This is a genomic window from Pseudomonas meliae (assembly GCF_001400515.1).
Lineage (GTDB): Bacteria > Pseudomonadota > Gammaproteobacteria > Pseudomonadales > Pseudomonadaceae > Aquipseudomonas > Aquipseudomonas amygdali.
Genome location: NZ_LJQT01000304.1, coordinates 1 through 12,577, shown reverse-complemented (window position 1 = coordinate 12,577; position 12,577 = coordinate 1). Strand labels below are relative to the sequence as shown.

Annotated in this window: 8 protein-coding genes and 3 pseudogenes; 8 read left to right on the top strand and 3 right to left on the bottom strand. The window is 56.2% G+C overall.

Annotated features, from left to right (window positions below):
* Positions 1–7: 7 nt before the first annotated feature.
* On the bottom strand, positions 8–1,099 hold the full coding sequence (locus ALO64_RS14270; RefSeq protein WP_044344122.1) for an SMP-30/gluconolactonase/LRE family protein: 1,092 nt from the start codon (positions 1,097–1,099) through the stop codon (positions 8–10).
* Between the two features lie 118 nt (positions 1,100–1,217).
* A pseudogene (locus ALO64_RS14265) lies at positions 1,218–1,516 on the bottom strand (hypothetical protein).
* A gap of 432 nt (positions 1,517–1,948) precedes the next feature.
* On the opposite strand from ALO64_RS14265, the gene ALO64_RS14260 reads away from it, so the two are divergent.
* From ALO64_RS14260 to ALO64_RS14250, 3 genes are all read left to right on the top strand, one after another.
* Positions 1,949–2,320, top strand: coding sequence for a hypothetical protein (locus tag ALO64_RS14260; RefSeq protein WP_005732964.1), 372 nt, complete (start codon positions 1,949–1,951; stop codon positions 2,318–2,320).
* Position 2,321: 1 nt separating this feature from the next.
* Positions 2,322–2,504, top strand: a complete 183-nt coding sequence (locus ALO64_RS14255; protein WP_004665593.1) for a DUF1289 domain-containing protein — start codon at positions 2,322–2,324, stop codon at positions 2,502–2,504.
* A gap of 106 nt (positions 2,505–2,610) precedes the next feature.
* Positions 2,611–3,864, top strand: a complete 1,254-nt coding sequence (locus tag ALO64_RS14250; protein WP_044344123.1) for an MFS transporter — start codon at positions 2,611–2,613, stop codon at positions 3,862–3,864.
* A 6-nt stretch (positions 3,865–3,870) separates the two neighbouring features.
* On the opposite strand, the gene ALO64_RS14245 is transcribed toward ALO64_RS14250, so the two are convergent.
* The gene (locus ALO64_RS14245) at positions 3,871–4,611 is read right to left on the bottom strand and encodes a carbon-nitrogen hydrolase family protein (RefSeq protein WP_044344124.1); all 741 of its coding nucleotides are present in this window, start codon (positions 4,609–4,611) and stop codon (positions 3,871–3,873) included.
* Between the two features lie 162 nt (positions 4,612–4,773).
* On the opposite strand from ALO64_RS14245, the gene ALO64_RS14240 reads away from it, so the two are divergent.
* The 5 genes and pseudogenes from ALO64_RS14240 to ALO64_RS24410 form a co-directional block, all read left to right on the top strand.
* On the top strand, positions 4,774–6,075 hold the full coding sequence (locus ALO64_RS14240; RefSeq protein WP_002553892.1) for an Nramp family divalent metal transporter: 1,302 nt from the start codon (positions 4,774–4,776) through the stop codon (positions 6,073–6,075).
* A gap of 225 nt (positions 6,076–6,300) precedes the next feature.
* Positions 6,301–8,411, top strand: a pseudogene (locus tag ALO64_RS14235) (TonB-dependent siderophore receptor).
* Between the two features lie 38 nt (positions 8,412–8,449).
* Positions 8,450–9,106 (top strand): annotated as a pseudogene (locus ALO64_RS14230) (DUF4198 domain-containing protein); the annotation flags it as partial.
* A gap of 143 nt (positions 9,107–9,249) precedes the next feature.
* Positions 9,250–12,207 carry a Tn3 family transposase gene (locus ALO64_RS14225; protein WP_054991739.1) on the top strand — a complete coding sequence of 986 codons (2,958 nt, stop codon included), beginning with the start codon at positions 9,250–9,252 and terminating at the stop codon, positions 12,205–12,207.
* A gap of 198 nt (positions 12,208–12,405) precedes the next feature.
* A partial coding sequence (locus ALO64_RS24410; protein ID WP_217996275.1) for a nucleotidyltransferase domain-containing protein occupies positions 12,406–12,577 on the top strand: 172 nt, incomplete at its 3' end.

Sequence of the window (12,577 nt, the reverse complement as noted above, 5' to 3'; positions counted from 1 at the left end):
TGACCCTTCAGGCAAACGTGGCGCCTCGCGTATTCACGAACACCGAGTAAAGTGAATGGCTGCTGGCCATGAACAGCCGATTGCCCTCTCGCCCGCCAAAGCAGACATTGGCGCAGCGCTCCGGCAAGCTGATATGGCCGATGGCCTTGCCTTGAGGGTTGAACACTCGCACGCCGTCGAGTTTCTCCATATCCGCCTTCGGATCACCGTTACCTCCCCAGCCGCACCACAAGTTGCCGCTTTCGTCGCATTTGATGCCGTCGATGGCCGCGTAGTCCAGACCTTCGATGTGTTTACGCCGCTCGCCCAGCGTGCCGTCTTCGTTGACTGCTATCGCCCAGATGAGGCCGTGGGGTTTGGCGCGCCCTTCGACCACATACAAGGTTTTCTCGTCCGGCGAGAAGCACAAACCATTTGGACCTGCCAGATCATCGATAACCCTGGAGACCTTGCCGTTCGACGGGTCTATGCGATAGACGCCGAAGGGTTGCTCCTGCTTGACCTTTTGACCTTCATAGTTGCTTTCGGCCTGGAAGGTAGGATCGGTGAACCAGATAGACCCATCGCGTTTGCAGGCGATGTCGTTGGGCGAATTGAAAGGCTTGCCCTCGAAACTGTCGGCCAGCACGGTAATACGCCCGTTGTATTCGGTACGCGTCACCCGCCTTCCTTCGGTGGTGGTGCTCGACCCCTCACAGACCAGCAGCCTGCCCTGGCGATCGCGGCACATGCCATTGGAAAAGTTCGAATGCTCGCGGTACACCGACAGCTGACCCGTTACCTCGTCCCAGCGCATGATCCGATTGTTGGCGATATCGCTGACCAGCAAGTAGCGACCGTCTCCAATCCACACCGGCCCTTCGGCCCAGCGCATGCCGCTGGCCAGCTTCTCGACGCTGGCATTGAATATTCGTATTTGGGTAAAGCTGTCATCCAGAACACTGACCAATGGGTCGGGGTAGCGCTGGGTCAACGGCTGAGCGCTGGAAAGACGCGGTAATGCACCGATGGCGGCGACCGTGGCCGAAACAGCCAGTGATTGTTTCAGGAAGCCTCTACGGCTCTGATCGGCTTTACTGCCTGACGGAGAAAATTCCATGATGAGCATCCATTATCTTATTTTTGGGAATGCGCCAGCCTTGCGGCCGCACGCCATCCTACAAGATACCGCTGGATGGCTTGAATAATGGCCGTGTGCGATCAGATAATATTAAGGGTTATCTGCCAGCTTGCTTATTTGCTGTTGGCTGCCGTTCTGCTCTGAACGTATGAAGCACTTTAGCTGCAGCGCCTACAAGAAAAGTCGATGGCACCAGCACTACGAATACCATCAAGGCAAGAAGCATGAACTCTCCATCCTCGCCACCGATTATGCCCAGCGCATTTGCAGCAGAAATATACAGATCGAGGCCTGTTTCGGTTTGAAGTAGCCAGCCCAGCAGACCCAACGCGACTAGCCTTTGGTGAGCAGTATAGAAAGCACCAGAATCAGCACACTGCGAAGAACTATTTTCATTTCACATCAACGTCGGAAAGCTCAACCCAGTTTTTTAAAACTCCATCGAAGGATTCGCCCGGAATACCTTCGATGTGCATAGAGGTATCAAATGCCATGTAACGCTCCTTGTCCATAAATTAAAAACGGCTCAACGGCCTGGCTTTTCAGGCCTGAAACGCTCTTTAGCCCCAGCTAAAACTGCATTACCTTACCGAATATCAGACTACATGAGCAGCGTTCGCCAACGCCCTCATCCTGGTCCGAAAATCATGAGGGACTCATCGCAAAATAGTGTTTAACGATAAACATTCATTTGTCTGTTTGTGGCGCGTTACGTGGCGGGGATCGACGCCAGGTACCGTTTCCCATCTTATGTGCTTGATCAGTACTGCGAGCACTACCTGCATCAGGTATCGTGCCTATCTTTCCCTCTATACTCCAAGGCCTCCAATGCCATCCAGCAAACGCGAACAGGCCCAGACAGATCGGCGTCTGGTGAGCGCACTGACACACGCCTGCGAAACAGCCAAAACCGAAATGCCCGGCTTCTGCTGGCTGACTCACGAAATCGATTACGCAGCCTTCCCTGCCAGCTTGCAGGTGGTATGGGTGTTCGACACGCTGGCCGACAAGAACACTGCGCTGGCGCGCGGGCTGATGGAGCGGATGATCGGTCTCACGGTAGAGGCACTTGACGATGCACAGGTTAGCCTGTCGAATGCAGCGGCTCATGTGCATGTCGACTGCGAAGAGCAGTGCCTGCGCGAGAACGGTGGCGACTGGCAGCAGCGTATCAAGCGCAAATACGCCAGGCGGAGTTGATATGGCAAAAGACATTGAAAACCCGTGCATTTCCGTGTGCCAGCTCAGCGGCGATCTGTGCGTGAGCTGCGGGCGTACCAAGGACGATATCCGCAAGTGGAAACGCATGAAACGTCCGGAAAAGATGGCCGCCGTGCAACGTGCCACACAGCGAATGAAAAGCCTGCAGAAAAAGAACGTGTGAAACCGAAAATTTCATCTTCGGTGCGGAAACTTCTTTAAAACGGCCCCGGTCAGTATTACCCGTGACTCGGCTACCTGGAGTCTGACGAATTACGGGAATTCCGCTCTTGGCCAGTCATGCAGATCGCCGCAACACCCTTTCACTGGATAGCCTGAATTTCTTCCTCGCCGATGTGCGTGACGGCCTTGGGCCTTACCTGGCGATCTATCTACTGGCCGTGCATAAATGGGACCCGGCCAGCATAGGCGTGGTGATGACCATCGCAGGTATTGCCGGGCTGCTGACCCAAACCCCTGCTGGCGCGCTTATCGACCGTACGCCTTACAAGCGCGCCATGATTGGCGTGGCGGCACTGCTGGTGACCCTGAGTTGCCTGATTCTGCCTTTCACTTCGTCCTTCTCGGTCGTCGCCCTGACCCAGGCGCTGAGCAGCATCGCGTCCTCGGTGTTCGCACCGGCCATCGCGGCCATCTCTCTGGGCATAACCGGGCCGAAAGCCTTTACGCGTCGTACCGGACGCAATGAAACATTCAACCATGCCGGTAATGCCTGCGCAGCCCTGTTAGCGGGCGGCTTTGCCTACCTCTTCGGGCCTATTGCGGTGTTCTATCTGATGGCAGCGATGGCCCTGGCGAGTGTTATCGCGATCAGCTTCGTTTCTGCGGATGCCATCAATCACGACGTCGCCCGGGGTTTTGATGCGAACCACAACGCTCATGGAGCTCAGCCTTCCGGACTTGCTACGTTACTGAGCAACAAGCCGCTGCTGCTTTTCGGTATCTGTTGCGCACTGTTCCATCTGGCCAACGCAGCCATGTTGCCACTGGTCAGTCAGAAGCTTTCGCAAATCAATATGCAGATGGCGACGCCGCTGACTTCGGCGTGCATCGTTGCAGCCCAACTGGTCATGGTACCTGCGGCGCTGCTGGTGGGTATGAAAGCGGATGACTGGGGTCGCAAGCCGCTGCTGCTGGCAGGCTTTCTGATTCTGCCGATTCGTGGTGTGCTTTATACCCTGTCAGACGACCCCTACTGGCTGGTGGCGGTGCAGATGCTCGACGGCATTGGTGCCGGCCTGTTCGGCGCGCTGTTTCCATTGATGGTCAAGGACCTCACTCAAGGCAGCGGACGTTTCAATGTAAGCCTCGGGGCACTGTCCACTCTGTTCGGACTGGGCGCGGCGCTGAGCAACGGCCTGGCCGGATTCGTGGTACATGCAGCAGGCTACAGCGCTGCGTTCCTGACCCTCGCGGGTGTGGCGGCGGCGGCGTTTTGTCTGTTGCTGGTGGCCGTACCGGAGACACTTTCACGTTCGAATAATGAACCTGACCTCAAACCAGACCACGCGGTGAGCACTTAAATCTGTTTACGCCACCCGAACCTGCCAGCCTTCGCGCTGGCAGGTCACGATGACCAGCCCGTTTCCTGCGCCCTGCATCCCGCCTATCCAGCGCCCTGCCCCGTCCCATAGGCAGCTGCGGCCTGCTGACTCCCAGCCGCCAGTCGGTGCACCGTGATTGGCCACCAGCACCGGCAGGTTATGACGTCGGGCATGCCCCGCGAGCAGCTCTGCATCCTGTGCATAGCCACCCGGCGAAATCAGTACGCTCGCTGCATACACCCAAGCGCCACCTGCTGCCATACGCTGCACATGCTCAGGCTGCGTGAAGTCGGCACACACGCACAGGCCGATCCGATGCTGATCAATGGACAGATAGCAGTCTTTGTTTCCCTCACTGAACACCTTGTCCTCACCGGGATGCAGGTATTGCTTGGCATAGGTAATGACGTCGCCGTCTGCGGTGAAGGTCAGCGCACCAATCAGGATGCTGTCATTTGCTTCTTTGAGCGGTACGCCAATGGTGGTCACCAGGCGCAGCTTCATGGCCAACGCCTTAATCGGCTCAAGACGGGCGTCGTCCGCATGCAACGCCAGCGCTCGGGCCAGATCGGGTTCGTAGCCTGTCAATGAGAGCTCGGGAAACAGCAGGTAACTGGCCCCAAGATCAGCGGCGCGCTGCATGAACGCGAGGTGTCCGGCGAGGTTCTGTTCGATATCGCCCCTTGCAGAGCAGAACTGAGCAACAGCGAGTATCGGAAACTTCATGGACTCTCCTGAGAACACAATGGTGACAAGTCGGACATTATCTAACACGCGATGCCCGGTTCACACCTGGTTACATTTTCAACCACGACCAATGTTGTACGACGTCCTATCTTAGCTGGCAGTGAATGACATCTCATTACAATAAAAACGGAGATTCAACGCATGCCTCATACCCCGTCTCTCAAAGAAACAGCTACACCCGCCAGCGAACCTCGTCTCAAAAAACTCGCCAAACTGTTGGGCCCCGGCATCATCGCGGTGCTGTCCTGGCTGGGCGCGGGTGATCTGATCACATCGTCGGTGGCAGGTGCCAGTTATGGCTACGCCATGATGTGGGTGCTGGCGATTTCGCTGTTGCTCAGGTTCCTGATCGTCAACATCATTGCCCGCTTCCAGCTCTGCAATAACCAGGGCATGACCATTCTGCAGGGCTATGCGCAACTGCATCCGCTGTTTGCCTGGTTCATGCTGGGCTACGCGTTGTTGATGGGCCATCTGATCAACGCCTACATGATCAAGGGTGCCGGTGAAGCGCTTGCCATGCTGCTGCACATCAATCAGCCGTTGCTCTGCTCGGTTGCGGTGGTGATCGCCGTATGGCTGCTGGTGGGACGCAATATCTACACGATGATCGAAGGCGTCATGAAGGTATTGCTGGCAATCATGACACTGGCGTTTCTTACCCTGGCGATCATGTCCGGTCCGGATGTCAGCGGCATCATCAAGGGCACTATCGGTTTCAGCATTCCACCCGATGAAGGCGTGCATGGGGCGCTGCTGGTGGCGGTCTCGGTGATCGGTGCCGTAGCCGGCTCCATCGCCAACTTCGTCCACCCTTACGTGATGCGTGAAAAAGGCTGGACCGGCCCCGAGCACAAACGTATTCAGCGCAACGATCTGCTGTTCGCCGTGATCGTCGGCATTATCATCAACCTGGCCATCTGGGTGGTGGGCGTCGAAATTTTGCGACCCAACGGTATTCAGGTGAACACTCTGGCTGATCTGGGCAAGGCGCTGGAGATATTCTTCGGCCCGCTGGGCTGGTACATCTTCTTCATCGGTGTGTTCGCCACGCTGTTTGCCAGTATTTCCGGCAAAACCACCGCCTTCCCAATGCTGATCACCGATGCCTTCCAGCACATTCGCCCGAAGCGTCGCGAACGCTACGGCAAAGTGTTCCACAACGACCCGATGCACAAATGGTTCATGCTGTTCATTCTGGTCACCCCGCTGATCTGGTCGCTGCCCGGCATGCCGGACTTCGTGACCCTGACGCTGGGCGTCAACGCACTGAACATCGTGGGGCTACCGGTCATCTCGCTGGGGCTGCTGATCATGTCCAATCAGAAGTCGCTGCTGAGCAAGGAATATCGCAACAACTGGTTCGAGAACATTGCGCTGACCTTTGCGACCGGACTGGCCTTGTGGGTGGCGTTTCAACTGGGGACAGAGTTGCTCGCCTGAGCAGATAGAACGCTACATGTGCGCTGAATAAACCTTCCTCGAGTCCATTTCCGTCCATGGAAATGGACTCGGTTTCAATGACCGAATCTTCCCCATATCTCAAACCCTACCTTCACGCGTCAGGCTCCTGCTGATGGGTACAACTGTCACATCCCGCCAAAAACAAACAGAAATAATTCTCAAAGGAGATGTTATATTGTATCTATTATCACCAGGAAGTCTCACATGTCGTCTCGTAGAATCGCGTCTCTGGCAGGCTTGGCAATCGGGGTTTTTGGCAATACCGGCTATGCGGAGGAACATCCGCAAACCATTGAACTGAAAGCGTCAACGTAACCTCCGACTATCAGTACGAGACAGCCACCAGCCCGGTTCAGGGCTATCGCGCTACCCGTTCGGCCACCGCCACCAAAACCGATACCGCCATCCAGGACATTCCGCAGTCGATCAGCGTAGTGCCCGCTTCGGTGCTCAAGGACCTGGGCAGTAACAGTGTCGAGCGCGCGCTTGAGTTTGCCGGGGGCGTGTCGAAGCAAAACAACTTCGGAGGCCTGACGCTCTACGAATACAGCATCCGCGGCTTCACCACCTCCGAATTCTACAAGGACGGCTTCAGCGCCAACCGCGGCTACCCTGCCACGCCGGATGCCGCCAACATCGAGCGTATCGAAGTGCTCAAAGGCCCCGCTGCCAGTCTGTATGGCCGTGGCGACCCTGGCGGGACGGTCAACATTGTCACTAAAAAACCCCAGCTTGAAGCATTCACCACCCTGCAAACCAGTGCGGGTAGCTGGGATCGCTATCGCACCGCACTGGATGTCAACACACCGCTGGATGAGGAAGGCAGGCTGCTGTCTCGTGTCAATCTGGCCGTCGAAGACAACAACAGCTTTCGTGACCATGTCGAAAGCAAGCGGGTCTTCGTCGCCCCCTCATTCAGTTGGCAGTTGAACCCCGACACCAGTCTGTTGGTGGAAACCGAATTCGTGCGGCAGACATCGACTTTCGACCGGGGTGTGGTCGCCCCCAACAATAAATGGAGTGGCGTGTCCCGCTCGACCTTCCTCGGCGAACCGGACGACGACATCGATAACGACAACAACATGGTTCAGTTTGCCCTCGACCATCAACTCAGTGATGTGTGGTCGCTGCGTCTGGCCAGCCACTACAAGCAAGGCGAAATGTCAGGTTTTGCCAGCGAGGCACGCCCCCTGAATGCCGACGGTCGTACCGTCAACCGTCGTTACCGCGAACGCGACAACAACTGGCACGACAGCATCACCCAACTGGAATTGCGCGGCCATTTCGACGCGGTCGGTCTGGAGCACGAAGTGCTGATCGGCACCGAATACGAGAATTACCGTAAGAACGAGCGGGTAACTACCATTGCAGGCAGCCCATACGCCATCGACATCTATAACCCGGTGTACGGCCAGCCGAAACCCAATGGCGCGCGTTCTGGCACTGATTTCTACGAGCACATTGAAAGCCGTGCGCTGAACCTGCAGGACCAGATTGTCTTTACCGACAAGCTGCGCGGGATGATCGGCGCGCGCTACGAGCACTTCGATCAGCAGGTCGATGACTTCACCACCAATGCCACCTCCGGTCAGCGTCACGACGCTTTCACCCAGCGCGCCGGGCTGCTTTATCAGCTCACACCGCAGGTTGGGCTGTTCGCCAACGCGTCCACCTCGTTCAAGCCAAACAATGGCCTGGACGCCGCCGGCAAAACCTTCGACCCGAAAGAAGGCATCGGTTATGAGGCCGGGATCAAGAGCGAACTGTTCGACAACCGCCTGAGTACCACCCTCGCCGCCTTCCACATAGAAAAGGAAAACGTTCTGGCCCTGGACCCGGGCACCGACACAAATCGCGCCGTGGGCAAGGCCCGCAGCCAGGGTTTCGACATGCAATTCACCGGACAAATCACTGACGCGGTGCGGATCATCGGAGCATTCGCCTACATTGATGCCGAAGTCACCAAGGGCGACCGGACTATCCCGGCAGGCAGTCGCATCCTCGGGGTCGCCAAACACAGTGGCAGCCTGTTGAGCGTCTATGAATTTCAGGAAGGCGTATTGCGCGGTTCGGACGTGGGCGCGGCATATACCTACGTCGGCGATCGTTCCGGCCAGTCCGGCACCGACTTCGAGCTGCCGGCCTACCAGACCGTCGACCTGCTGGCTCACTATAAAGCCAGCGAGAACGTGACAGTGGGCTTGAACCTCAACAACATTTTCGATGAAAAATACTACGAGCGCTCCTACAGCAATTACTGGGTCGCGCCCGGCGAACCGCGTAACTTTACGGTCAGCCTGACACTCGGCCTTTGACTCCTGTAACCCTCGCTTCACAACAATAAGGATGCACCATGCTGTCAACAAAACCTTTCGTGGCCCTGGGCCTGCTCGGCGCATTGTTCGCCAGTCAAGTGAACGCACACGGCCTGTGGACCGAACAGCGGCGCGGCAATATCGAGGTGGTCTACGGTCATGGCGCGGAAGACAACGCGTTCAAACCGCAAAAAGTCAGCGGCGCATGGGCGTATGACCAGCAGGGCAAAATGATCCCGGTGACGGTACAACGCCTTGAGGATCACGCGCGACTGGTGCCGCTCAAGCCGCCCGCCGTGATGACGGTGGCGCTGGACAACGGCATGTGGACACGCAACGCCGAGAAAAAGTGGATCAACGAAGGCCGTAGCAAAGTGCCCAATGGCACCGACTCGATTCATACCTTCAAATACAGCGTGGCAATCTACGCAGAAGACGCGCACCTGCCCTCGTTCAGCAAACTGAATTTTGTGATCGTGCCACAGGCTGATCCATTGAAGGTCGGGGTTGGCAAACCCTTACCGGTACGCGTACTGATCGACGGTAAACCCGCTGCCGGTATCAAACTGATCGGCGATTACCGCAGCGCACCGGATGTCGTCAGCGCCGAAACCGACGCCCAGGGCCTGGCCAGCGTGATCGTGCGCAACGAAGGGTTGAATATCATTGCTGCCGAGGTCACGCAGCCGGTCAAGGCCCAATGGGAGCGAAGCTGAGATTTGCGACACTTGGGCTGGGTACCTGAAAAAAACCGAACACACATTTCGTCGAGTGAGCCGCAAGCGTGGGACATCGCGTAGTATTCTGCTGAGCCATGCCAACTTGATGAGCTCAGGTCATGACGCAAACGTGGAGCGAAGCTGACGTCGAAGATTTGTGGTTGCTGCAGCCTGACGAAATTTCACTGCTGCCAGGTAGATTCGACAAAAGTCGGCTCGGTTTTGCTCTACAGTTCAAATTCCGCCAGGTCTATGGTCGCTACCCCGAGCAACTGGATGAAATTGCCTCTCCCGTCATCACTGGGCTGGCAAAACAAGTAGGCGTTGATGAATCAACACTGTCGATGTATGTGTTCGACAGTCGCCAAGGCCAACGGCATCGTAAGGCTATTCGGCATTTTCTTGGGTATCAGCTCCCAACTGGCAAAGATCTTGCGCGGCTACGTGAGTGGCTGACCAGCGATGTACTACCTTTCGATCCACAAGCGCGCCACGGCCTTGATGTTGCTCTGGAGTGGTTTGGTGCCCAGAGATTAGAGCCTCCGGCACTGGGGGAGCTTGAACGTGTGGTTCGTTCCACTGTTTATGGGTACGAAACCCGCCAGCAGGAGGTAATCCTTGCCCGTCTCTCCGCAGACAGCCAGGCTGCCATTGACCGACTGCTGGAGGGCGATGACCCTGAGTCAGACAATCAGCGTATTGGTGAGTCCGAAAAGCCTGAGGCAGTGACTTTCACCCACCTCAAGACCGATTTAGGCAGGCCGAGCCTGGACAGCTTGCTATCCGGTATTTCCAAAGTGAAGTGCATCGATGGCGTAGGTCTGTCAGCCCAACATTTCGCTGGGGTGTCCACTAAGCTGATCGATCAACTGTGTCGGCGTTGCGCCTCAGAATCGATCCGTGAGCTACGCCGTCACCCTCCCGCAGTCCGCTACAGCATGGTCGCGATGTTCTGCTGGCGGCGCCGACAGCAACTAATCGATTCGTTGATTGACCTGTTGTTGCAACTCATCCACAACCTGGGTACACGCGCAGAGAAGAAGATCGACAAAAAACAATTTGCGGCCTTCAAGAAGGTTCGCAGCAAGGCCAAGTTGCTATTTCAACTGGCCGAGGCTTCAGTGGGCCAGCCAGAAGGCCTTGTTAAAGAAGTGATCTACCCAGTGGTTGCCCAGAAGAGGTTGCAGGAGATCGTCGCCGAGTTCAAGGCAATGGGTTTTGACTTCGAGCTTGAAGTACAGGAAACCATGCGCACCTCGTACGGCACTCACTACCGACGCATGCTGAGTCCGGTGCTGGACACACTTGATTTTCATTCCAATAACGTGACGCACCGCCCGGTCATCGAAGCATTGGCCGTCCTGCAGGCTAATCGTGATAGCCGTCGCCAATTCTACGACGCTTGCGAAGTGCCCACAGATGGCGTAATTCCGAAGAAATGGCGTGACATCATACTTGAGAAAACCAGCAACGGTGACGAGCGGGTTAACCGTATCAATTATGAAGTTTGCGTGCTGCAGGCCCTGCGCAAGCGTTTACGCACCAAAGAAATCTGGGTAGTCGGCGCTGATCGGTATCGCGATCCGGAACAAGATCTGCCAGCAGACTTTGCTGAAAAGCGCGATAGCTTCTACGAGATGTTGCAAGCCCCCAAGGACGCACAGGTATTCATTGACCGCGTACAAGCGTCAATGCACAAATGGCTCGCCACGCTCAATGACGGCCTGCCGAGCAATCCAAAGGTGAAGTTGCGACAGCAAGGCAAGAACCGAATTCACCTGTCTCCGCTGGAAAGACAGGCGGAGCCGCCTAATACGGCAGCACTGAAGCGTGAAATTGGTAAGCGTTGGTCTGACGTTGAGTTGATCGACATCATCAAGGAGGTCGACCTGCGGCTTGAGTTCACCTCTATGTTCCGCACAGCTGCTAGCCGTGAAGCGCTTGATCCGACTGTGTTGCAACGCAGGTTGTTACTTTGCTTGTTCGGGCTAGGGACCAATGTTGGTCTCAAACGTGTGGCCAGTCAGCAGCCGAGTGTGACCTTCGAGGAGTTGCGTTACGTCAAGCGCCGCTTTGTAAGCAAAGAGGCCCTGCGTGCTGCCATCGCCGAAATCGTCAACGGCACCTTCCGCATTCGCCAGTCGTCTATCTGGGGCGAAGTCACCACCGCATGCGCCTCCGACTCCAAACAGTTCGGCGCGTACGACCAGAACCTGATGACTGAATGGCACGCACGGTACGGCGGGCGCGGCATCATGATTTACTGGCATGTCGAGAAGAACTCGACCTGCATCTACTCGCAGTTGCGCCGCTGCTCATCGTCCGAGGTCGCGGCAATGATGGAGGGTGTATTGCGCCATTGCACCGATATGGAAGTTGAGCGCCAGTATGTGGACAGCCACGGTCAGAGCGAAGTGGCGTTTGCTTTCAGCTACATCCTGGGGTTTGACCTTTTGCCTCGCCTGAGGGCGATTGCCAGGCAAAAGTTGTACTTGCCGGCAACGGAGGATACCGTGCGTTACGCCAACCTGGAGCCGGTGCTGACGCGCGCGATCGACTGGGAATTGATCCGTCAGCAGTACGATGAGCTGATCAAGTACACCACCGCACTGCGGATCGCTACCGCCGAACCGGAAGCGATTCTGCGCCGCTTCACCCGTACCGCTGTTACGCACCCAACTTACCTGGCCCTGGCCGAACTCGGCAAAGCGATCAAGACGATCTTCTTGTGTCGCTACCTGCATGATGAAGCTCTGCGTCGCGAGATCCACGAGGGCCTGAACGTGGTGGAGAACTGGAACAGTGCTAACAACTTCATCTTTTATGGCGACCAGGGTGAATTTACGACAAACCGTGTGGAAGATCAGGAGCTGGCCGTTTTGTCGCTTCACTTGTTGCAAGCCAGCTTAGTTTACGTAAATACATTACTTATCCAGGAGGTACTGGCAGAAAGGGCCTGGCACGCGCGTATGACGACGGACGACTGGCGTGCGCTATCGCCATTGATCTATCACCACGTGAACCCGTATGGACGGATCGAGCTCGATATGGACAGGCGGCTTGCTCTCGTCGCTTGAAATCTCGAAAACGAGGGTTTTCGAGAGACGAAGTCTGGAAGTAAGTCGTACACGTAAAATCAAGGGTCAATGGTTCTCAAAAATAGTTCTTGAAACGTGATTCTCAACCTCATACCCTTTCGATGAGTTTCGATAAGGAAAACCTTCTATGCGCCCTTCACTCGCCCTTACCTCAAGCGAAGTGCCGTTCGTGAGACGGTGAGCCGTTTTCGCGTGACTAATCCACGAATCTTTGGTTCGGTACTTCGCGGTACCGACCTAGATGGCAGTGATCTTGATCTGTTGGTCGATGCGTTGCCAGGTGCCACGTTGTTAGACCTCGGCGATTTGGAAGACGAACTGAAATCCCTGCTAGGGAGGCGCTGCAAAA